We start from the raw sequence: 21,483 nt of genomic DNA, 5'->3' as shown, positions 1-21,483 counted from the left end.
GCTATTACAGCGTGACCTGCCTCGTGATAGGCAATGACTTCGAGTCTATCTCTTGCCATAGATACCCCTAAGGCAGCTTAGGCCACCCAATCTCAAGGCCGCGGCCCTCAAGACGGCCGCACCGGCCATCGCGGCGGCAAGCGATGAGGTGATGTAGAAGAGCCCCTCGTAGCCGTACGTCGCGACCAGTGGTGTGCTCAGGAGAGGCGAACAGAACTGGCCGATGAATACGGAAGCTGCCAGAACACCGCCTGCCGCTCCCCTCCGCCGGATGGGAGCAAGTTCCAAAGCAAGGGTCACGAAGCTCGGCGAGACCAATGCATAGCCTGCGCCGATGGCCGCGGCTGCAACGAACCATGCCAAAGGCGTCGCCGCCAGGGCCAGCAACACGAACCCAAGCGCCATCACACCATAGCCCAGGGCGAAGACGGCAGCGTAGCCGATGGCCCGCTGGACCCGACCATACAGGAGCGCAAGGCTGCCGCCGGAGAGCATCAAGATGCCGAGCGCTGAGCCGGTCATCACTGGGCTGCTGCAGCCTGCCACTGCGAAGAAAAACGACAATTGGGTTGGCATGACGAAAAAGATCATGTTCGTCACGGCCTGGAGTAGCACGAGCAGCGCGAAGACGAGGCTCCATGATGAAGGATCGGAGGAACTCTCCTCCAGACAGGCATGGGGAGCGGACGAGGTGCGTTGCGGATCGACAATGACCTTCCACATCAACGGCAGGAAGACTGCGGCAACTCCATAGATGACGAAGGGCAGACGCGGCGAGATCGCCGCGAACCATCCCGCGAGCGAGATGAACACGAGCCCCCCGAAGTTCCGAGCTGATATCTGAATTCCTGACAACGCGCTCCGCTCGTCCCCAGTGAAGTAGTCGCCAATGAGCGCGGTCTGCGCCGTCATGATAAGAGCGACAGCCAGTCCCAGTACCAGACGGCTGGCAAAGACGGTTGGGAGGTCGGGAAGGAACAACCCTGCGCATCCGGCGATCACGAAGAGAACGACCCCGGCGAGGAGCATCCGCCGCCGACCGTACCGATCAGCGACGAGACCGGCGAACGGCGCGAAGATAGCGACGCTGATTGAGGGCGCCGGCACCAGCAGGCGTACCAGCATCCCCGCGTTGGGGTCTTCCCCGAACAGGCGTTCCAGCCCGGGGAGCGCGGGACTGATCGTGGCATTGGCCATGGTCGTGAGCGATGCTGCCATCAGCAGCGCGATTGCTCGCGGGTCTCTCCAGACCTGTGTCTGCCGCGGAATTGTGGTGCTAGCCATAACATGCCTCTTGCTCGAAGTGACGATTCGAGAGAGGCTACGACTTCAAGTCAACTTGAGGTCAAGCCTGGGAATGATGGATATTGGAGAGGTTGCCGAACGTTCGGGCGTGCCGCCCTCGACGCTGCGCTACTACGAGGAGATCGGCTTGATCCGCTCGATCAGCCGACATGGGTTGCGACGGCAATTCGACGCCGACGTTCTTCTGACGCTATCGCTGATCGAACTCGGGAAGACGGCAGGCTTCTCCCTCACCGAGATTGCGGGCATGTTCGGCAAGGACGGCCGGCCCGACATCCCCCGGGATCAGTTGCACGCCAAGGCGGATGATTTGCAGCGCCAGATGGCCGACCTACGGGTGTTGCGGGATGCGCTTCGGCACGTAGCCGAATGTCCCGCTCCGTCGCACCTGGAATGTCCAACCTTCCGCAAGCTCCTGAAGGCAGCAACCCGCAGGCGCGTCACCTGTCCGGCGTCTGGGCATCGGTTCGAATGAAGCGTCTCGGAAGCACGAAAGTCTGCTCGGGGACAGACGCGGCAGCTAGTCCCTGCCTGAGAACGTCTGCTTACCAAGCGATCTCGGACAGGCGAGGTCATCGGTGTCATAGGCGTCCTGAGTAGGGCCCCACCAACCGTCGCCTTCATAATTGCATTTCTGCACACGAAGTCCCCTACCCTCCCGGCCTGTCAATACCTCTCACAAGCGGCCGATTATGGGCAACTTGGAAGCTCGAGTTCCGGAATAACAGCCCCCTTCGGCCAAGCAGAAAGCCCCGCGAGCACGCGAAGGGCGCAACCTCCGCCGCGCCCCATGTGATCCATTGTCGAGCGGCGGAAGCGAGCCCAGAGCTTCGCCGCCTACAGAATCTCACAAGATGGAGAAGCTGGCTGCGCTGAGCGACGCATGATTGGCGATCACGGCAAACTTGACCTGCGCCGCGGCGCCCGAGCCGTCGGCATCGTAGAACAGTTCGCCGGTCGTCTGGTTGTAGACGATGCGATGCTCCGCCGCCGTTGCCGCAGCCCCCAGCTTGAATGCCGCACCGGACAGATACTGATACCCCGCGCTCGCGAACACGCTCCGGCTGAGCACGATCCGGTCGCCCTCCGCGGCCGAGAAGTCCTGGATCGTGTCGACGTTGCCCGCGCCCGGGCCCGTGCTGAACCGGAACGTGTCCGCCCCTGCCCCGCCGCTGAGCACGTCGCAGCCGAAGCCGCTGTCGAGGAGGTCGTCGCCGGCACCCCCGAACAGGTAGTCGCCGCCTGCCTTGCCGGTGAGCGTGTCGTTGCCGCCCTCACCGTAGAGCTGCGCCCCCGAGCCGCCGCCGCGATCAACACTCGTGAGCGTGTCGGCGTAGTTCGAGCCCTGCAGCACCTCGATGTTCGAGACCTGATCCCCCGCCGCCGCGCCGCCGTTCTGGTTGCCGGTCAGGTCGACCACGACTCCGCCGGTGGCGCTCTGGTACGAGAGCACATCCCAGCCGGCGCCGCCGTCGAGGAGGTCGCCGCCCGGGCCGCCGTCGAGCCAGTCGTTGCCGGCGCCGCCGAACAGGGCATCGCCGCCCTTGCCGGTGAGCCCGTCGTCGCCGCCCTCGCCGTAGAGCTGGACGCCGCTGCCGTTGCCGCGGTCGATAGCGGTGAGGCTGTCGTTGGCGTTTGTCCCCTGCACCACCTCGATGCGATACAGCTTGTCACCCCTGGCGGCGCCGCCATTCTTGTTGGTCTCGAGGTTGACCACGACCCCGCCCTCGGAAGCAGAGATGCTTTGATAAGACGCAACATCCCAGCCGTCGCCGCCATCCATCATGTCCGCGCCGCTGCCGCCGTCCATCCAATCGTTGCCGGCTCCGCCCTTCAGACCGTCGTTGCCGCCCTTGCCGCGCAGTTCATCGTTGCCGCCGTTTCCGACCAGCATATTTGCAGTGGCATTGCCGGAGATTCTATCGTTGCCCTCGCCCGCGAGGACGTTCTCGATGAGCGACCGGGGATCGCTGCCATACTGGAAGGCATTCGAGATATTGCCTTTTTCGATCCGCGAGCGGCTACCGATCTCGAAGATCGTGAAGCCTCCAGGTTCCAAATCAACTGTGCTGCCTTCGAACGCCCTCAGGTCATAGGTATCGTTGCCGTTGCCGTCCCAGATGGTCTGGAGGACGAAGCGCGACACCATGGCCCCCTGGGATACTCCATCGACGAAGGTCTCTCCGTTCGCAGCCCAGCGATAGATCGTGTCGCCGCTGCGAAACTCGAAATTAGCCCCGTACATCATCTGCAAGGCGGCGATATCGTACTGCATGAAAGTTTGTGGATTAGTACCGGCGCCCTTGTACGACATGACCGTGAAGTCGTCCCTGTCGTGCTCTTCGGACATGATTGGGAAGGAGCCGCGCGGCGCCTCCTGATGGGGATGCTTCAAGCCGAGGGCGTGTCCGAGTTCGTGAATTATGACGAAGTAGGACCAAGACCCGGGGAGGATCTCGACTTCGTAAGAATACTTGTTTTCGACAAGCGCGACGTTGCCCGCGCCGCCCGAACGATTTCCAGGAAAGTTGCTGTATCCGAGCACACGACGATTCTCGACTTCGGGAGCATCCTCCAAATTGATGCCGGAAATCTGCAGGGTCCCCTGCCCGAAGCCCGCATAGGTGATTGACAGTCTCGTGAAGCCCTCGACGGGAGTCAGACCGAAACGGGAGGCCGTCTCATAGGGCCCCCAGCCCTCGAGGATATGCCAGACCGCCTGCTGTCTCTCGAAGGAGAGCCGATAGACATGCGGGTCATCCCACTCACCGTCGTAATCGGACATCTCGTCCGGAAAGGCATAGGTGATGGACCCTCCCCACTGGTAGCCGCAGAGGAGGGCCGTCACATCGGTCTGCTGGGTTGTCGGGCCCGTTGCAGCGCTTGCGGTTTTAGGAACTTGAGACATCCATCGACCTTTTTTCGTCGATGAAGGAACTTGGAAACGTTATTTCGGTTCCTTAATCCTAAAGTGCGATCCCGTTGCAGCGAAGCCGGGCTGCGCCGGCAAGCGGTCGCCTTGCGGCTGTGACTCACTTGGACATGGGGCGCCTTCCCTAAGGGCACATCGACCGCTTCGCGATTGCACATCCACACATTGAAGCTTCCTCCCCGGTGGCTCGGGAATGCCGCTCACAAACGGTGGATTATGAGCGACTGGAGGGCAGGACGTCTCGGCTTAACGGCCGACTTAGACTCCAGAGCGGATATTCAGGTGATTTCAGCTTTGTGCTAATTCCGGACTATCCCGAAACTTGCCGCACGTATCCTTACCGACAAGTGCAACGAGCGAAGTTGGTCTAAATCCAAGTCGACCGGATGGGGAGACCGCGACAATCCTCAGGTCTCCGGACACCTAGCATCGTCAGCGTCATATCAATTTCCGTGCGGATCATGGCAAGCATCTGGTCTGCACCCTTCTCGTCTCCCGCCGCGAGCCCCCAGAGCGGAAGGCGGCCGAGCATGACAGCTTGTGCTCCAAGCGAAATGTACTTGAGCACATCACTGCCGCGGCGAACTCCGCTGTCGGCGAGAATCTCAAGACGGTTCCCGACCGCATCGGCAATGTCCGGCAGCACCTCTGCCGGCACGGGCGCAATATCGAGATTGCGCCCGCCATGGGCTGAGATGACGATGCCATCCGCTCCCAGATCCGCAGCTTCTCTCGCGTCCTGAGGATGGAGGATACCCTTCACGATGAGGCGTCCCTTCCATTGCTGCCGCAGAATACGCAGGTCGTCCCAGTTCAGGAGGTTCTCCAGCTTCACAGCCTCGACAATGGACGGTCGGGTGATCGCGCTGCGGAACTCCTCAGGGTAATGGCCATAAGTGGGCATCCCGGTCGTATGAAGATAGCGCAGAAGCACTCCGGCCAGCCAGCGCGGGCGCATGGCGACATCAAGAGCAGCCCGCAAGGAATAGATGAAAGGAATGGAGAAGCCGTTGCGCTGGTTGTACTCGCGTTTAGGGCCGATGGGTGTGTCGGCCGTGACCACTAGGGTCGTCACGTTGCAGGCCCAGACACGATCGAGAAGCTTGCGGGTCAGCTCACGATCCTTCCAGAGGTAGAGCTGGAACCACAAATCGGCATCGGGAGCGCCTGCGCGCACCTCTTCAATCGTCGTGATCGACTGGGTCGAGATACAAAACGGAACTCCCTGCCGTGCCGCTGCGCGAGCGAGTTTCGCTTCGCCGTCATAGGCGACGAGACCAGCGAGAGCAGTCGGAGCGACAACCACGGGCATCGCGATCTCCCGCTCCATTACACGAACGCGCAGATCGCGTTCGGGATGCCCCGTCAACACACGAGGTGAAAGGCGGATTGCATCGAGACTGCGGCGCAGATTGCTTAACGCCAGCTCATCCTCCGCGCCGCGGTCGATATACTCGAACAGCCCTCGGGGCAACCGCCGCTGCGCCGCGTGCCTGAAATCCGCTGCATTGAGGAGCTGTCCCATGCTCTGAGCTCCGTACTCAGGTGACGGTCAGAACCCAGAGCACCTTGGCGTCCTCTGGTCCGACGGACGTCCAGACATGTTCGGAGTTCGCGTCGTAGTACATCGAGTCTCCCGCGTTCAGGGTCAGGGGCTCATAGAGCCGGCTGTGAACGACGAGTGTCCCCTCCAGCACCATCAGGAAGATTTCCGCCTCCGACTTGGCCCAGGAACGATAATCCTCGGGCGATCGCGCCGTCACCCGTGTCAGGATCGGGGTGATGCGCTTATTGCGCAGGTCAGGACACAGCAGCGTGTTGTTGCAGGTAATCGTCTTGTGAGGGTTCCCCTCGCCAGCGCGCGACACGCTGCGGCGGCCGTAGTTGACCACACCGCTTTCCTGTTCGCTGAGCAGGGCGACCAGTTCGACTCCCAACCCCTGTGCGATGCGCTGCAACGTCGAGATGGTGGGAGATAACTCGTTCCGTTCGATCTTGGAGAAGGCCGAGGCGGAAACCCCCGTGGCACGGCTCGCCTCCTGGAGGGTCATCTGCCGATCCTTCCGGATCTGGTTCAGCCGCGCGCCGATATTGACGTCTTCCGCCGGATGATCGAGCTCGGAACGGCGCGCACCGACGTCGATGCGCCGGATCACGTCCTGAATCAGCTCCCCTTGATCTTTGAGCGATGCCTCGGACATCGGTTTCCCTTCTTGCCTGCCAGACGCTGCTCTAGGCCGAAGCAAGGAGCAGCGTGCCTTTATATCGGTAGCTCAACCTTTCGAAGATGCAAGGAAAAACACGCGTATGAGATACGAATTATACTATCGGAAAAATTTTCACTTTCGTATTGACACGTGTCCGACCCTGGATAATCGTTGAGGTCAGTCGCGGAACATCGCTCTCTGGGCTTCCTCGCTCCAAGAGCCCCTCTCTCAAATGCACCAGATCACTGGGCGAGCAGCCATTCGGCTTGCTCGACGGGAACGTATTGACAGGACCTACGATGGCACTCACGCACGATCAGCTCACCGGCCTCTATACGGCAATCGTCACTCCGATGACGGCCGATCGTCAGGTCGATATCGCCGGCTTGAAGAAGCTGGTCCGGTATCAGCTGGAGGCCGGCGCATCCGGGATCGTGCCGATCGGCGGAACCGGAGAGTATCCTGCTCTGTCCCGCCAGGAGCGTAAGGCCATCGTAGCGGCCTGTGTCGAAGCGGCTGGCGGCAAGCCGGTGATCCCGGGCGTGCTCTCCACCGGGTTTGAAGATGCCGTCGAGGCGGGCCGTGACTTCGCCGAGGCTGGCGCGGGGGCCGTGATGACGGTCACGCCCTATTATGCCTCTGGCACCCAGGACGGCATGCGCTCCTACTTCCGCGCCTATCGTGACGCAGTCGATCTTCCGGTGATGCTCTACCAGATCCCGCGCCGGACGACCGTCGCCGTGACCGCCGAGGGCGTGCAGGCCATGACCGAGGACGGCTCGATCATCGGCATGAAGTTCTCGTCCTACGACATGCCGGAATACATCAAGACGATCAAATATGTCGGCGACAGGATCGCCATCCTGAGCGGTGAGGAGCCACTCTTTGCGACCCACGTGGCACTCGGGGCGAAGGGCGGCGTGCTCGCATCGGCCTCGATTTATCCGAAGATCTGGCTGCAAATCTTCGAATTGGCCCGGAATGGAAAACTAAACGAGGCGCTGGCGCTGCAGAACCGCATCGATCCCGTGATCGACACCATCTTCCTGGAGACGAATCCGGGACCGCTGAAAAGCTATATGGCCATGGCCGGGATGCCCGTCGGCGGGGTGCGGCTGCCGCTGCAGGGGCCCAGCGCCGACACGCTGGCGAAACTGGAAGCGGTCGCGAAGCAAGCCCAGTCGGCTGCTCTCGCCTGATCGGAGACCAGCATGATCGACCGGCTGCGGGATATCGTCGGAAGCAAGGGCCTGATCACCGACCAGAGCGAGATGGAGCCGTATCTGACAGATTGGCGGGGCCGCAAGCAGGGTCGGGCTCTCTGCGTGGTCCTGCCGGCCACGACCGATGAAGTGGCCGCCGTGATGCGCCTCGCGACCGCCGAGCGACAGCCGGTCTTCCCTCAAGGGGGCAACACGGGGCTTTGCTACGGGGCGGTTCCCGACAGCCGGAAGGCGGACAAGTCCGGCATCGTCCTCTCGCTGCGCCGCATGAACCAGATCCGCAGCATCGACCGAGCCGCCAATGTCGCGACGGTCGACGCCGGAGTGATCCTGGCCAATCTGCACGAAGCGGTTCACGCGGTAGGGCGACAGTTCCCGCTGCATCTGGGCAGTGAAGGCAGCGCCCAGATCGGCGGCCTCATCTCGACGAACGCGGGTGGAACCGGCGTCGTGCGCTACGGTCCGATACGGGACCTAGTGGCGGGCCTCGAGGTCGTTCTGGCCGACGGGCGCGTCCTGCGCGATCTCGCCGGCCTCAGGAAGGACAACACCGGATATCTGCTCCGCCATCTCTTCATCGGTGCCGAGGGCACGCTCGGCATCGTCACCGGGGCGGCACTTCACCTGCACCCTCTGATGGCGAATTCCGCCCACGCCTGGGTGGCGGTTCCCGACCCAGCCGCCGCCGTCGCTCTCCTCGCGGTTCTTCAGGACAAGGCCGGTCCCTACATCGAGGCGTTCGAACTGCTCTCCGCCTCGCAGATCCAGCTCGTTGCCCGCCACGTCGAGAACGTCAGGATCCCCTTCTCGGCCATTCCGGCCTGGTCGGTGATGATCGAACTGAGCAGCGTCGATGCCTCGACGGGCCTCTCGGAGATTCTCGAAGCAGCTCTCGGAGACGCCTTCGAATCCGGCATCGCCACCGATGCCGTGATTGCCGCTTCGGAGCGTCAGGCATCCGAGATCTGGCACATCCGTCATTCCGTTTCCGAAGCCAACAAGAAGGAAGGCATCGGTGTCGTTCACGACGTCGCGGTGCGCACCTCGGACGTGCCCGGCTTCATCGCGGCCGCCGACAGGGTTTCGTCGGAGAGGTTTCCGGAGGCCGTCACGCAGGTCGTCTGCCATCTTGGCGACGGCAACGTGCACTACATCCTCATGTTCGCGCACGCGTATTGGGCTGCGCTCGCCGACAAGGATGCGTTCGCCCTTGAGGTCGAGCAGGCGATTCACGACGTTGCCGCAGCCTTCTCCGGCACGTTCAGCGCAGAACATGGCGTCGGCCGCAAGCTGACGCAGGAACTTGAACGCCTTTGCGATCCGGTTCGCTACGAATTGATGCTTCAGGTCAAGCAGATGCTTGATCCTGACAATCGCATGAACCCCGGCGTGCTGCTGCCTTCGACGAAGGCGGCAGCTGAGGGCCGGGCAACATAAAAACAGTAACCCGTCGCAAAGACGGTCTTCGCCTCATCGATCACGAGGCTTTGGAAAACCAGAAGGGAACTCGACATGGTTTCACGCAGAGAACTCGCAGGCCAGATCACCTTTGGCGCCGCAGCGGCAGCTCTCCTGGGCGTCGGCCCGGCCCAGGCACAATCGGCGCCTCAGAATTCCTTCGAACGCATCATGAGCACCAAGAAGCTCCGCGTCGGCGCCGTTGCCGCCGGCGCCCCCTGGTGGGTGAAGGATCAGGCGTCCGGCCAATGGGGCGGACAGTTCTGGGACATCAGCTCGGCCTTGGCCGCCGACATGGAAGTTCAGCTCGAGCTGGTCGAGACCTCATGGGGCAATGCCGTCCTGGACCTGCAGGCCAACAAGATCGACATCATGTTCGGCTTGAACCCGACTCCGAAACGCGCTCTGGCGGTCGATTTCTCCGGGCCGGTCTACAACAGCGCCCTCGTGGTGATCGGCAAGCCGGGATTCGAGCCCAAGAAGTGGGTCGACATGAACAAGCCCGAAGTCAAGATCTCGGTGGATGTCGGTTCCGCGCACGATCAGGTCATCAGCCGCCTGTGCCCGCAGGCGCAGATCGTCCGCTTCAAGTCGATCGACGAGGCCACTCTCGCCCTCCGCAGCGGCCGCGTCGATGCCCAGTGCATCTTCTGGCAGGGTGCGGTTCGCGCGGTGAAGCGCGATGCCGCCATCGGCAAGGTCATTGTCCCGCAGCCGCTGTTCGGTTCCACGTCGAACGCTGCGTTCCGCCGCGAGACGGACAAGACCTGGCGCGATTTCGTCAACACCTGGATCGTCTATGCGCAAGGCCTCGGCCTGATCCGAACGGCCGTGATCTCGAGCCTCGAGAAGGTCGACATCACGCTCGCCGATATCCCGGAAGGCATCACGTTCTGATGCTGCAGACGGCTCTTCCCGGTGGCGGGAAGAGCCGATCTCCGCAGGCCGCGCGGCTGTGCGCTCGCCCCCTCCGGAAAGGGAAGACATGTATACTTGGGACTACAACATTCTTTGGGGCTATCGCTGGCTGTTTCTGAACGGAACGCTCGTGACGGTCGCTCTGACCATCGGCGTCATCATTCTCGGCCTTCTCGTCGGCCTTGTAACAGGTCTCGCGCAGCTGTCGCGCTTTGCGGCCGTGAGATGGGCCTCCTGGTTCTATATCGAGGTCTTCCGTTGCACGCCGCTGCTGGTCCAACTCCTTTGGTTCTATTACGCGCTGCCCATTCTGACCGGCATTGAGATGACGGCCACGACGGCCGCCGTGCTGACGCTCTCGCTTTACGGTGGATCGTTCTATGCGGAAGTGATCCGAGGCGGCATCGTGTCGATCGATCCCGGGCAGTCCGAGGCCGGTCTCGCCCTTGGCATGACTCCTGCCCGTGTCATGCGCAGGATCGTGCTGCCACAGGCGATCACGCGCATGATGCCTCCGCTCATGAACCAATCGATCATCCAGTTCAAGAACACGTCGCTGGTATCGGTCCTGGCCGTCCCCGATCTCGTCTACCAGGGCCAGGTCGCCGCAATGGACACCTATCGGCCGCTTGAGGTCTACACGGTGATCGCGGTTATCTATTTCATTGTTCTCGTGCCACTCACGGCTATCGTGAAACGAAGCGAGAAACGTCTGCTGCTGAGCAACTGAGGCCGCAATGGACAGGAACGAACCTAAGATCGAAGTCGCCTCCCTGCGCAAGAGCTTCGGCACCCATGTGGTGCTGCGCGACATCAACCTGAAGGTCGAGCCCGGCAGCGTCGTCGCTTTGATCGGTCCGTCAGGATCAGGCAAGTCGACCCTACTGCGCTGCCTGAACCTGCTGGTTATCCCGGAAGGGGGACGTGTCCGGATCGGAACCGACAGCTTCTCCTTCGGCCAGACTTCGCGCCTCCCCAGGGTGAAGGAGCAGGCCCGATTCCGGTCGAACACCGGGATGGTGTTCCAGCACTTCAACCTGTTCCCCCATATGACGGTCCTGCAGAACGTCATGGAAGGGCCGGTTTCGGTGAAGAGGATGCCGAAAGGCGAAGCGGCGGACATCGCGAGGAAGCTACTGGCGAAGGTAGGGCTGAGCGACAAGATGGACGCTTTCCCCAATCGCCTGTCGGGGGGACAGAAGCAGCGTGTGGCCATCGCCAGAGCGCTGGCAATGGAGCCCGAGGTCATGCTGTTCGACGAGGCGACCTCCGCGCTCGATCCGGAGCTTGTCGCAGAAGTGCTTGGCGTCATGCGCGACCTGGCGGCAGAGGGCATGACGATGATCATCGTCACGCATGAGATCGCCTTTGCGCGCGAGGTCGCGGATCGCGTCGTGTTCATGCGCGACGGTGTCATCGTCGAGGAAGGCCCGGCGCGCGATGTCATCGACAATCCCACGCAGGATGCAACCCGCGCCTTCCTCAGCCATTTCCACGCACGGAGCTGATGCCGTACCGCCCGATGGAACGGAGGCATCGCAAGGTCGGGAGCAGCTGAGGGTCGCCGTCATCGGCGCGGCATTGTGGGACTTGCGGCTGCGCTGGAGGTTCAGCGTGGCGGTCACAAAGTGATCCTCATCGAGCCCGGTCAACCAGGCGGAAGCCAATCCGCCACCTACGGCAACGGCGCTTGGCTCAGCCCCGGCGCGGTGATGCTCATTTCCGTGCCTGGCCTCTGGAAGAAGGTGCCGGGCTTCCTTCTCGACCCAACGGGGCCCTTCGTCATCCGCTGGCGTCATCGTCCCGAGCTGCTGCCTTGGCTCTGGCGTTTCGTGATGGCGGGTCGCACCTGGACGCAGATCAATAGATGCGGGACCATCGCTTTCAGCTGTGCCGCGGTACGGTCGTCGGCCATGTCCGGCTAGCCGGGTAGGCCGATGCAGCCTCGCTGATCCTGCGGACCGAGCTCATGTTCGTGTTCGGCTTCATCGGCTGCGGCCAGCAGGCCCATGCTCATCTGGACGCTGTCCTGGACCTGTTTCCCGACCTATCGGCTGTCCTGACGAATTCCAGAAGCATGAGCTCGGCTGAGGTGCCTGTGGAAGAGCCACGAAGCCGTGCGCTTAGTGCCCGCACGACGAACAATGCCGATATGCTGCATTTGCCCGTGCGGACGTTCACTTTGAACGATCCCAGGCTGCGATCCAACCGGCTCGGATTGCGGGCTACCCATTCAGCCCCCTCGACGGTCGAGATCAGCGGACGCTTGAACGTCCTCCTCGGCGAGGCCGCGTCTCCAAACAAGGTGCGGGCATTGGGGGTAAAGGTGGTAGCGGAGGAGGGATTTGAACCCCCGACACAAGGATTATGATTCCTCTGCTCTGACCAACTGAGCTACTCCGCCCCAGGAAGCGGGGCCGAACCCCGCATCAGGCAAGCGCGATATAGGGAAGGTTGCCCCCCAGTGTCAAGAAAGACACGCGGCCAAGCCGCGGATTTGTGACACGCGCGTTCTCAAGGAATCGGCACCGGCCGGCCGGTCGATCGCTCAGCCCTTGGGCTTCATGCGCCAGAGCTGGAATCCCTCCGAGGAAATCGCCTGCTCGATGGCCTTTCGCGAGAACTTGTGCGGCGGAGCCTCGCGGGACGCGAGGGTGCCCGTCAGCCCCCAGGGAGCGTATTTGGCGGGAAGCTTGCTGCCCGCCTCGTCGCCGGCGAACGCGTGCAGGTCGTCCTTGGCCTGGGAGGTGAACATGAAGAGGCGCATGGGGATGACTTTCGTAATGGGAGGATGGGAGCTTCCCCTAAAGATAGGGCCCGTCCCCCGAAAGTCACCCGACCGGAACCGCGCCAATCTCCTTCGCGACCCCGGCGGATGGAGCGCCCCCTGGGCTCGCGCCGGATCATCAGGCCCGCTTCCTGATCCTCATCAGCTTGAAGAAGCCGACCGGGAACAGGGTCCTGAGCTCCACGACTTCCATGCGGCCTGTCCCGCGGGCCCAGTCCTCGACCCGGGCCGCCTTGAAGGCCGAGCTCCAGCCGATGGCCTTGGCGACCGGGGAGGCCAGCTCTTCCAGGGCGGCGATCGGACCGGAGGGCTGGCCCCAATGGTTCGCGAGCACGATCTCGCCGCCCGGCTTCAGCACGCGCATGAACTCGTCGAGCGCCGTCTCGGGCTCGGGCACCAGGGTGATGATGAACTGTGCCGTGACGGCGTCGAAGCTCTCGTCCGGAAATCCCAGACGGGTGACGTCCATCACCTGCAGGCTCTTCACATGGTGAAGCCCCCTCCTCTCGACCTTGTCCTGGGCCCGGCGCAGCATGTCCTCGGACAGATCGACCCCATAGACCTCGGCGTGCCGGGGATAGTACCCGAGGGACAGCCCCGTGCCGACGCCGGCCTCGAGAACCTTGGGCCCGCAGGCGACAGCGGCGTTCACGGCCGCGCGGGCGGCCGGTTCGGTCAGCTTGTCGTAGACGAGGTCGTAGATGGGGGCCCAACGCGCATAAGCCTTGCGCATCAGGACCGTGGTCGCTCCATCCGTCATAAACTATCCCTAGGTAAGCACCTCAGGCCGCAGCGGGGGCGGCTTCGGCGATGGTCCGAGCAATGGTGCCGCCGCCAAGCACACGTGCCCGCGGAGCATCGCTCTCATAGATGACACAAGCTTGGCCGGGAGACACCCCGTCTTCCGCCGATAACAGCTCGACCGTAGTGCCGGTTCCTGTGGATCTCAAGGTGGCGGGACGCGGCTCGCGGGTGGAGCGGACGCGCACGGCCACCTCCATGCCCTTCTCGCCCAAGGATTCGAGGGGAACGTCGCCGAGCCAGTTCACGTCCGTCACGCGGATCAGCCGGGTGGCCAGGGCCTCCCGGGGTCCCACGACGACGCGGGCTTCCTTGGCCTCGAGGCGCACCACATAGAGCGGCTCGCCCACGGAGAGCCCGAGTCCCTTCCGCTGCCCCACCGTGTAGTGGATGATGCCCTCATGCCGGCCCAGCACCCGGCCGTCCACGTGGACGATCTCGCCGCCCTGCACGGCGCCCGGCTTGAGGCGCTCGATCACATCGCTGTAGCGCCCCTGCGTGACGAAGCAGATGTCCTGGCTGTCCGCCTTCTCGGCCACGGTGAGGCCGAACTCGCGGGCGAGCTCCCGGGTCTTTTCCTTGGGCAGCTCGCCCAGGGGGAAGCGGAGGAGATCCAGCTGCTCCGGCGTGGTGGCATAGAGGAAATAGCTCTGGTCCCGGTCCGGATCGGCCGCCCGGTGGAGGGCGCGGCGTCCGTCCGGCAGGGCACGGCTGGCCACGTAATGGCCGGTGGCGAGCACGTCGGCCCCCAGCTCCCGGGCGGTCTCCAGGAGATCCCGGAACTTGATCGAGCGGTTGCACTCGACGCAGGGGATCGGCGTCTCGCCGGCCAGGTAGCTCTGGGTGAAGCGGTCGATCACCGCCTCGCGGAAGCGCGCCTCGTAGTCCAGCACGTAATGGGGAATGCCGATGGCTTCGGCCACCCGGCGGGCATCGTAGATGTCCTGGCCGGCGCAGCAGGCGCCCTTCCGGTGGGCGGCGGCGCCATGGTCGTACAATTGGAGCGTGATGCCGATGACGTCGTAGCCCTCGCGCTTGAGCAGGGCTGCGACGACCGACGAGTCCACGCCGCCCGACATCGCAACCACGACGCGGGTCTTCGAGGGATCGGTGGGAAGGTCGAGTGAATTGAGCATCTTTCCATCCAGAGGCGCCGTTCAAGGCGGCGCACGGGAGGGGCCAAGGCCCCTCTATAGCGCATCAAGAGGAAAAGTGGACCCGTTTTCACTGACGCGGTCCATTGGGTTCAGGCAAGGGGATGGGCCGGGCGGGACCACAGTCCCGGGATCCAACGGGCAGGACCGTTCCGGGTCCGATGCCCCGATGCCACAATTCTTAAAGGGAAAGTGCCCCGCAATAAGCCAACGTTAATGTTTATGGCTAAGCTTAGGCATTCTCGTAACCACCTGATGGGCTTAGGGAAACATTAAGTCCCCTCGCGTAGGTTCGAGCCTGTCAAAGGTCGTTGAATTTTTGTGTGAGCGTATCATGACCGAACCCAACCGCCCAAGGGTCAAGTATGTCATTGGGCCCGACGGCAGTCCCCTGACGATTGCCGACCTTCCCCCGTCCAGCACCCGCCGCTGGGTCATCCGCCGCAAAGCCGAGGTTGTCGCTGCCGTCCGCGGCGGCCTGCTCAGCCTGGAAGAGGCCTGCCAGCGCTACACGCTGACCACCGAGGAATTCCTGAGCTGGCAGATGTCCATCGATCAGCACGGCCTGGCCGGCCTGCGCACCACCCGCATCCAGCAATACCGGCAATAGGGCGCGGTCACGGACCCCACGAAACGGGCGCTGGTCCTCCGACCGGCGCCTTTTTCCATCGGGAAGCGCGGCCGTTAAGATGATCCTAACCATACGATGAGCATAAACTCCTGAATCACTTCCCTTAAGGCAGGCTCCTCATCGTGCTTGGCATACCGGATCCGTTGGACCAGCAGGGCTCATCTCGGGCCCCTATGGGGGAGCCCCCTTCCGCCGACGGGGAGCAGACCATCGACGCGCTCAGGCGCATCCTGGTCGGGCGCACCATCGCGGACGTCGAGCGCCATCTGATCCTCGATACCCTAGCCTCCTGCTTCGGCAACAGGACGCACGCGGCGCGGATCCTCGGCATCTCGATCCGCACCCTGCGCAACAAGCTGAACGAGTACATGGAAGCCGGCATCGCCGTGCCGGAGCCCGGACAGCGGCCGGCAACCGCCTGATTGCGGACGGTCTACAGCTTACGCAGCCACAGGCTGGTCTCGTGAGCCCCGGGGACCAGCGGCAGCTCCGCCAGGATGCCCTGCGAGAGCGCAGATCCATGGTCCCTGACGAGAGCATGGCTCGCGAAAACCAGCTCATAGGCGCCTCCCTGCAGGAGTGCCCCCACCAGCAATTGCTCATTGTACCCGCGCCACTCCCAAATCACCGGGTAGGCGTAGGGCAGCGTGATGTCGTGGACGTGGATCAGCGTCCCGCCGGCGAGGCGCGGCAGGACGTCGAGAAACAGGCGGTCGACATCCGAGCCCGGCATGGCGATGTGGCTGGAATCGATGAACAGGATGTCGCCGGCCGCGAGGGTTTCGAACTCGCCCGGGTCGGCGTCGCGCAGGAGCGTCTGCCGGTGCTCCACGTCGAGCTTCCTCAACGTGGCCCGGGGGGCGGGATCGATGCAGATGATCCGGGTGGGAAGCCCCCCGTCCCGGACCGCCTGGGCCATGAAACGGGTCGAGTGGCCGGAGCCGATCTCCACGATCCGCCCCGGCTTTCCCTGGCGGACCATGGCATAGGCCGCGGCCGCGTCGAGCCGGGGGAACCAGCTCTGGTCGAACCGCGCAGGCCCCCTGCCCCGCAGGATCGCGCGCAGATCCTCCGCATGGGAGTCGATCGCCTCCAGCACCTCCGTGAAACGAGGCAGGGCGGCCTCGAACACGGGGCTTAGCGCAGGGTAGTCCTGCGGCTCGACGCTCCCGGCATAGCGGTAAGGAATGAAGAAGCCGAGCGGCCTGACGCCAAGCAGCGTCGCGAGACCGAAGCGCAGCCGACGCCAGAAGAACGTCATTGATCGGAAGAGGATAGAGGCGGCGGCGGCACGGAGCCGTCGGGCGCCACGACCCGGCCGCGCCAGGCCTGCGCCAGCCGGGCCCGCTCGAACATCAGCACGACCACGAGCGAGAGGCCGAACGGGATCAGGAGATAGAAGAGACGGAAGATGATGAGGGCCGCCAGGACGTCGGCCTTGGGAATATCGGGCATCGCCGTCAGGAAGACGAGCTCGAACACGCCGAGTCCGCCGGGCGCATGGCTGACCAGGGCCGCCGAGAACGACGCCAGGAAGACCGCCAGCACGATGATGAAGCTCGGCTCGAGATGGGCCGGAAGCACGAAATAGATGATGCCGGCCGCGCCCAGGAGCTCGAGCGGCGCCGCGATCAGCTGGCGCACCATCACGGCCGGCCGGGGGTATTCCAGCTTGGCCTTGCGGACGACGAGTGGCGGGAGGTGCAGAATGGAGCCGACCACGTAAAGCGCCACGAAGCCGAGGAGCAGGATTCCCACGATGCGGGCCGTCGCCGGGTTGGTCAGGACCGAGGGCAGCAGCTCCTCGAGCCGGTGCAGCAGGGTCGGGTCGACCACCAGGGCGATGCCGCCGAGCAGGATGGTGCCGAGCCCGAAGGTGAAGGAGCACAGGGCCACGAGCACGGCGATCTGAGGCGCGCCCAGGCCCTTCGAGGTATAGGCGCGATACCGCACGACGGCGCCGGAAAAGACCGACGCGCCGATATTGTGCGACAGGGCGTAGGTGGTGAACGACGTGATGGACACGAACAGCCACGAAATGTGGCGGACGCCCAGGTGCAGCAGGGCGATCCGGTCGTACCAGGCCAGGGCCGCATAGGCGACGAGGGTGGACAGCGCCGCGAGGGCATAACGATGGGCCGGAACGGCGGTCAGGCTGTCCCAGACGTCATCGAGGGACATGCCGCGCAGCTCGCGATACAGAAGCCAGCCCGACACGACGACTGCCAGCAACCCGATCACGGGCCAAATGAACTCACGCACATTCTTCATAGAGCCGGCAGAACTCCCTCGCTGGTTTCTTCTGTGCCCACAATCCCATTGTTCCGCAAGGGGATTATGCCTTGCCGCAGCATGACATAAGGTTCAATTCCGGCACCCGCTACGGGAGGCGAAGGCCCGGGCGGTTCCATGGAAGCTGGGATGCATGTCGGGCCTGCCACCGAAAGGGAGTGACGCGGGGCCGCGATGCCCCTATCGAGCGTCGTCCCTTTTCCCCCCATCGCGTCCACAAGGCCTGGCCCATGACGACGGAACCTGCAGCGGCCCTCAACCTCGACGGCTATACGGACCTGCCGCCCGGCAAGATCGCCGCGATCGTCACGTATCTCGAAATGCGCGAGCGCCCCAGTCCTTCGCCCTTTTCCAAGCCCGCCGGCTGGAGCCTTCGGCGGATCGATCGGGATCGCCCGCGCTACCGGGCGCTGTTCAAGGCGATCGGCGAACCCTGGCTCTGGTTCAGCCGCGTGGTCATGGCCGACGACAGGCTGGCTTCCATCCTCGACGATCCCGACGTGGAGGCCTATGCCCTTCACGACGGCACGGCCGATGTAGGGCTGCTTGAACTCGATTTCCGGGTCGACCGGGAGGTCGAGCTGGCGTTTCTTGGCCTCGTTCCCGGGTTCATCGGCCAAGGCGCCGGCCGCTTCCTGATGAACGAGGCTATCGCCCGCGCCTTCGCCCGGCCGACCGAGCGCTTCTTCGTCCATACCTGCACGCTCGATGCCCCGGGGGCCCTCGCCTTCTACATGCGGTCGGGCTTCACGCCTTACCGGCGCGCCATCGAGGTGGCCGACGATCCTCGCCTCCTCGGGTTCCTCCCACGGGATGCCGCCCCCCAGGTGCCGATCCTGACGGCTCAGACATGAAAAAGGACGCGGTCGGTCGAGCGCGCCCTTCGATCACGTGGATTGTTCGGACGGTCAGGCGGTGGCGCGGACGGCCCGGCCCTGTCCGGTCTGGCTGATGGCGGCATCGAGGGTCCGCTCGCGATCCTCCAGGCTCTCGGCCTTCTTCAGCTCCTCGAAGGCCTCGCCGAGCTCGGCTTTCGCGTCGTCGAGCTGGATGTGAAGGTTCTGAGCCGAGTGGCGGAGGTTGTCGCGGCGCTGGGCCGCGGCGCGCGCATAGGTTGGATAGGCAAAGTGGTTCGGGTCGGCGATGCCGGCCTTCTGCTCTTCCGCCGCGATCTCCCGGTCGAGGTCAGCCGCCATGCGGTCGAACTCGGCGATCATCATCTCGATCTGCGCCACCCGCCGACGCTTCTCGTCGACCTGAAAGCGCTTGAGGCGGATGAGCGTATCCCGCGACTTCATCTTGATTCAACTCCACACGTCGCTGTTTCACTGCATCTCACGGATCGCTCAGTTATCCGCCAGACAGGCCTGACCATCGCCCATGGAGGTTGAGCTTTCCTTACCGGCTGCGACAAAAAATTTCCTATCCCGGGGCTCCCCTGAGGCGCGCCTGGGCCCGGGAGCGACATCCTCCGGGTTTGTAAACCTTTCGTTTACCGGTTTCGTTAACACTGGGTCGGTCACGGGCGCGGCCAGACCGGATCCGCCTCCGGATTCACCTGAAACGCTTAGGTTACAAGAATTTGGGATGATGTGAGGCGGTTCCCTATGGTTACCCAGAATCCACAGGACAATCGTCTTCGGCGGATGATCTGCCGGCCAAGGTCGTTAAGCGCTTGCATCCCAGAATCAGTGTTTGTTAACCATTCTGAATTAGCGTTTCGAATCAGTTCAAAAGAGCATCCGTCGCAGGCCCGGCGTCGGATGGGCAGCCCTCCGCTGCTCTCAAGCTCAAGGGCAAGGGCTGGGGATTGAACATGCGCGTACTTCTGATCGAAGACGACAGCGCGACAGCGCAAAGCATCGAACTGATGCTGAAGTCCGAGAACTTCAACATTTATACGACGGATCTCGGCGAAGAGGGCATCGACCTCGGCAAACTCTACGATTACGACATCATCCTTCTCGACCTGAACCTGCCCGACATGTCGGGCTACGAGGTTCTGCGGACGCTCCGCGTCGCGAAGGTGAAGACCCCGATCCTGATCCTGTCCGGCATGGCGGGCATCGAGGACAAGGTGAAGGGCCTCGGCTTCGGCGCCGACGATTATCTCACCAAACCGTTCCACAAGGACGAGATGGTGGCCCGCATTCATGCGATCGTCCGCCGCTCGAAGGGCCACGCTCAGTCGGTGATCACCACCGGGGACCTGATCGTGAACCTCGATACCAAGACGGTCGAGGTCAGCGGCGCCCGCGTTCACCTGACCGGCAAGGAATACCAGATGCTGGAACTCCTCTCCCTGCGTAAGGGCACGACCCTCACCAAGGAGATGTTCCTTAACCACCTTTACGGCGGCATGGACGAGCCCGAACTGAAGATCATCGACGTCTTCATCTGCAAGCTGCGCAAGAAGCTCGCCAATGCCTCGCAGGGCCGCAACTATATCGAGACCGTCTGGGGCCGCGGCTACGTGCTGCGCGAGCCGAACGAGGCGGAAGAGCGCATCGCGATCTAAGCCTCGCGATCGACTACAAACCCAAAAAGGCCCGGTTCAGACCCGGGCTTTTTTGTTGACGGCGCATGGAGGCCCTCATGAAATCCGTTCTCGTCTCATGGCAGTTCTGGGCGCTGCTTTCCGCCGCCTTCGCGGCTCTGACGGCCATCTTCGCCAAAGTCGGCATCGAGCAGATCAACTCGGACTTCGCCACCTTCATCCGGACGGTCGTGATCCTGTTCGTCCTCGGGGGAATTCTCATCGCCAGCGGCCAATGGCAGGCGCCTACCTCCATCTCTGGAAGAACCTACCTTTTCCTTGTCCTGTCCGGATTGGCCACGGGTGCGTCCTGGCTCTGCTACTTCCGGGCCCTGAAGCTCGGCGATGCGGCACGCGTCGCCCCGCTCGACAAGCTCAGCGTCGTGCTCGTCGCCCTGTTCGGCGTGCTCTTTCTGGGCGAGAAGCTAGCGATGCCGAACTGGATCGGCATCGCGTTAATCGCGTCGGGCGCGGTTCTCGTCTCCTATAAGGCTTGACCGGCGGCCTCAGGCCATGGCGGCCTTGATCGTCACCTCGTCACCCTCGATGCTGAACGCGACGCTCATGCTCGAGGCGCGCGCCACCATGCCGGCATAGTAGATCTGGATGCCGTGAGCATCGACGGTGCCGGTTTCAGAATTGCCGGCCAGCAGCGCCTCGGAATGCGCGGGAATGCGGGCGTTCAGGCCTTTCGAGACGATCGTGAAGGCGCAGTTCTCCGCATCTCCCGTGACGGTCACGGCAATCGAGCCGCCCCGCGGAATGGCCGCAGTGGCGATCATGACGAGATTGAGGAGCAGCTTCACCCGGTTCTTCGGGAAGAGAAGCCGAGGTGAAGACCAGGAGAAGGAGATCTTGTCGTCGAGGAAAAGTCCGCGGGCTACCTGTTCGGCGTCGCCGAGGTCGATCGAAGCGCCCGCCGATCCGGCCGCCCCGAAGGCGAGGCGCGCGAACTGCAGCCGGGCGGAGGCCTGGCGGGCGCTCTTCTGAATGAGATCGAGAGCGAAGTCGCGCATGGAGGCGTCGTTGTCATCCTCCAGAACCTCCAGCCCGTTGACGATCGCGCCCACCGGGGAAATCACGTCGTGGCAGACGCGCGAGCAGAGGAGAGCGGCGAGGTCGAGCGAATCGAGCGAGATCGTGGCCATGAGGGCTCCGGAAGCACCGTAATGTCAGCTATGTGTTCATGAAATCGAAATTTCGACCAGAATGCATACAGCCAAACAGGAAAGAGAACG

At 63.3% G+C, this 21,483-nt stretch carries 22 protein-coding genes, 1 tRNA gene and 1 pseudogene; 12 read left to right on the top strand and 12 right to left on the bottom strand.

The genetic code is table 11. The features are described from left to right. Positions 1 to 45: 45 nt before the first annotated feature. Positions 46 to 1,284, bottom strand: coding sequence for an MFS transporter (locus HPT29_RS06025; protein ID WP_173946933.1), 1,239 nt, complete (start codon positions 1,282 to 1,284; stop codon positions 46 to 48). Between the two features lie 67 nt (positions 1,285 to 1,351). Here HPT29_RS06025 and HPT29_RS06020 point away from each other — a divergent pair, with 67 nt between their 5' ends. Then, the gene (locus HPT29_RS06020) at positions 1,352 to 1,780 is read left to right on the top strand and encodes a helix-turn-helix domain-containing protein (protein ID WP_173946969.1); all 429 of its coding nucleotides are present in this window, start codon (positions 1,352 to 1,354) and stop codon (positions 1,778 to 1,780) included. A 372-nt stretch (positions 1,781 to 2,152) separates the two neighbouring features. Here the strand turns inward: HPT29_RS06020 and HPT29_RS06015 are convergent, their stop codons facing one another. The 3 genes from HPT29_RS06015 to HPT29_RS06005 all read right to left on the bottom strand — a co-directional run bounded on the left by HPT29_RS06015 (position 2,153) and on the right by HPT29_RS06005 (position 6,438). Further along, positions 2,153 to 4,213, bottom strand: a complete 2,061-nt coding sequence (locus tag HPT29_RS06015) for a M10 family metallopeptidase C-terminal domain-containing protein (RefSeq protein WP_259060494.1) — start codon at positions 4,211 to 4,213, stop codon at positions 2,153 to 2,155. A 391-nt stretch (positions 4,214 to 4,604) separates the two neighbouring features. After that, positions 4,605 to 5,762, bottom strand: a complete 1,158-nt coding sequence (locus HPT29_RS06010; protein ID WP_173946364.1) for an alpha-hydroxy acid oxidase — start codon at positions 5,760 to 5,762, stop codon at positions 4,605 to 4,607. A 16-nt stretch (positions 5,763 to 5,778) separates the two neighbouring features. Continuing rightward, a complete protein-coding gene (locus HPT29_RS06005; protein WP_173946363.1) occupies positions 5,779 to 6,438 on the bottom strand; it encodes a helix-turn-helix domain-containing protein in 660 nt (219 codons plus the stop codon). A 305-nt stretch (positions 6,439 to 6,743) separates the two neighbouring features. On the opposite strand from HPT29_RS06005, the gene dapA reads away from it, so the two are divergent. From dapA to HPT29_RS05975, 6 genes are all read left to right on the top strand, one after another. Next, positions 6,744 to 7,643 (top strand): 4-hydroxy-tetrahydrodipicolinate synthase, encoded by a 900-nt coding sequence (gene dapA / locus HPT29_RS06000; protein ID WP_173946362.1) that lies wholly within the window; start codon positions 6,744 to 6,746, stop codon positions 7,641 to 7,643. A 12-nt stretch (positions 7,644 to 7,655) separates the two neighbouring features. Then, entirely contained in the window at positions 7,656 to 9,104 is a 1,449-nt protein-coding gene (locus HPT29_RS05995; RefSeq protein ID WP_173946361.1) for an FAD-binding oxidoreductase, read from the top strand. Between the two features lie 75 nt (positions 9,105 to 9,179). Continuing rightward, entirely contained in the window at positions 9,180 to 10,022 is an 843-nt protein-coding gene (locus HPT29_RS05990) for a transporter substrate-binding domain-containing protein (RefSeq protein WP_173946360.1), read from the top strand. Positions 10,023 to 10,110: 88 nt separating this feature from the next. Then, positions 10,111 to 10,773, top strand: coding sequence for an amino acid ABC transporter permease (locus HPT29_RS05985; protein WP_173946359.1), 663 nt, complete (start codon positions 10,111 to 10,113; stop codon positions 10,771 to 10,773). A gap of 7 nt (positions 10,774 to 10,780) precedes the next feature. Beyond that, complete coding sequence (locus HPT29_RS05980; RefSeq protein ID WP_173946358.1) at positions 10,781 to 11,551, top strand: amino acid ABC transporter ATP-binding protein; 771 nt, start codon at positions 10,781 to 10,783, stop codon at positions 11,549 to 11,551. Positions 11,552 to 11,626: 75 nt separating this feature from the next. Next, positions 11,627 to 11,968, top strand: coding sequence for an FAD dependent oxidoreductase family protein (locus HPT29_RS05975; protein WP_173946357.1), 342 nt, complete (start codon positions 11,627 to 11,629; stop codon positions 11,966 to 11,968). Between the two features lie 402 nt (positions 11,969 to 12,370). On the opposite strand, the gene HPT29_RS05970 is transcribed toward HPT29_RS05975, so the two are convergent. The 4 genes from HPT29_RS05970 to mnmA all read right to left on the bottom strand — a co-directional run bounded on the left by HPT29_RS05970 (position 12,371) and on the right by mnmA (position 14,768). After that, positions 12,371 to 12,447 (bottom strand) — tRNA-Met (locus tag HPT29_RS05970). A gap of 144 nt (positions 12,448 to 12,591) precedes the next feature. After that, the gene (locus HPT29_RS05965; protein ID WP_173946356.1) at positions 12,592 to 12,810 is read right to left on the bottom strand and encodes a hypothetical protein; all 219 of its coding nucleotides are present in this window, start codon (positions 12,808 to 12,810) and stop codon (positions 12,592 to 12,594) included. Positions 12,811 to 12,949: 139 nt separating this feature from the next. Then, positions 12,950 to 13,591 (bottom strand): class I SAM-dependent methyltransferase, encoded by a 642-nt coding sequence (locus HPT29_RS05960; protein WP_173946355.1) that lies wholly within the window; start codon positions 13,589 to 13,591, stop codon positions 12,950 to 12,952. A 22-nt stretch (positions 13,592 to 13,613) separates the two neighbouring features. Then, entirely contained in the window at positions 13,614 to 14,768 is a 1,155-nt protein-coding gene (mnmA, locus tag HPT29_RS05955; RefSeq protein WP_173946354.1) for a tRNA 2-thiouridine(34) synthase MnmA, read from the bottom strand. Positions 14,769 to 15,120: 352 nt separating this feature from the next. On the opposite strand from mnmA, the gene sciP reads away from it, so the two are divergent. Then, on the top strand, positions 15,121 to 15,396 hold the full coding sequence (sciP, locus tag HPT29_RS05950) for a CtrA inhibitor SciP (RefSeq protein WP_173946353.1): 276 nt from the start codon (positions 15,121 to 15,123) through the stop codon (positions 15,394 to 15,396). A gap of 188 nt (positions 15,397 to 15,584) precedes the next feature. Then, positions 15,585 to 15,839: pseudogene (locus HPT29_RS05945) on the top strand (helix-turn-helix domain-containing protein); the annotation flags it as partial. 11 nt (positions 15,840 to 15,850) lie between these two features. Here the strand turns inward: HPT29_RS05945 and HPT29_RS05940 are convergent. Then, positions 15,851 to 16,678 (bottom strand): class I SAM-dependent methyltransferase, encoded by an 828-nt coding sequence (locus tag HPT29_RS05940; protein WP_173946352.1) that lies wholly within the window; start codon positions 16,676 to 16,678, stop codon positions 15,851 to 15,853. Then, positions 16,675 to 17,688 (bottom strand): lysylphosphatidylglycerol synthase domain-containing protein, encoded by a 1,014-nt coding sequence (locus HPT29_RS05935; RefSeq protein ID WP_173946351.1) that lies wholly within the window; start codon positions 17,686 to 17,688, stop codon positions 16,675 to 16,677. The genes HPT29_RS05940 and HPT29_RS05935 overlap by 4 nt, the downstream gene beginning before the upstream one ends. Before the next feature lie 251 nt (positions 17,689 to 17,939). Between HPT29_RS05935 and HPT29_RS05930 the strand changes: the two genes are divergently transcribed. Beyond that, positions 17,940 to 18,563 carry a GNAT family N-acetyltransferase gene (locus tag HPT29_RS05930; RefSeq protein WP_173946350.1) on the top strand — a complete coding sequence of 208 codons (624 nt, stop codon included), beginning with the start codon at positions 17,940 to 17,942 and terminating at the stop codon, positions 18,561 to 18,563. 54 nt (positions 18,564 to 18,617) lie between these two features. Here the strand turns inward: HPT29_RS05930 and HPT29_RS05925 are convergent, their stop codons facing one another. Next, positions 18,618 to 19,007 carry a flagellar export protein FliJ gene (locus HPT29_RS05925; RefSeq protein WP_173946349.1) on the bottom strand — a complete coding sequence of 130 codons (390 nt, stop codon included), beginning with the start codon at positions 19,005 to 19,007 and terminating at the stop codon, positions 18,618 to 18,620. Positions 19,008 to 19,525: 518 nt separating this feature from the next. Between HPT29_RS05925 and ctrA the strand changes: the two genes are divergently transcribed. Together ctrA and HPT29_RS05915 are read left to right on the top strand one after the other, a co-directional pair. Continuing rightward, on the top strand, positions 19,526 to 20,227 hold the full coding sequence (gene ctrA / locus HPT29_RS05920) for a response regulator transcription factor CtrA (RefSeq protein WP_009763776.1): 702 nt from the start codon (positions 19,526 to 19,528) through the stop codon (positions 20,225 to 20,227). A 77-nt stretch (positions 20,228 to 20,304) separates the two neighbouring features. Continuing rightward, a complete protein-coding gene (locus tag HPT29_RS05915; protein WP_173946348.1) occupies positions 20,305 to 20,742 on the top strand; it encodes an EamA family transporter in 438 nt (145 codons plus the stop codon). Positions 20,743 to 20,751: 9 nt separating this feature from the next. Here the strand turns inward: HPT29_RS05915 and chpT are convergent, their stop codons facing one another. Then, the gene (chpT, locus tag HPT29_RS05910; RefSeq protein ID WP_173946347.1) at positions 20,752 to 21,393 is read right to left on the bottom strand and encodes a histidine phosphotransferase ChpT; all 642 of its coding nucleotides are present in this window, start codon (positions 21,391 to 21,393) and stop codon (positions 20,752 to 20,754) included. Between the last annotated feature and the right edge of the window lie 90 nt (positions 21,394 to 21,483).

It is taken from the genome of Microvirga terrae, from assembly GCF_013307435.2.
Lineage (GTDB): Bacteria > Pseudomonadota > Alphaproteobacteria > Rhizobiales > Beijerinckiaceae > Microvirga > Microvirga terrae.
Note: the sequence above shows the minus strand (reverse complement) of the source record. Positions and strands in the feature narration are given on the sequence as shown.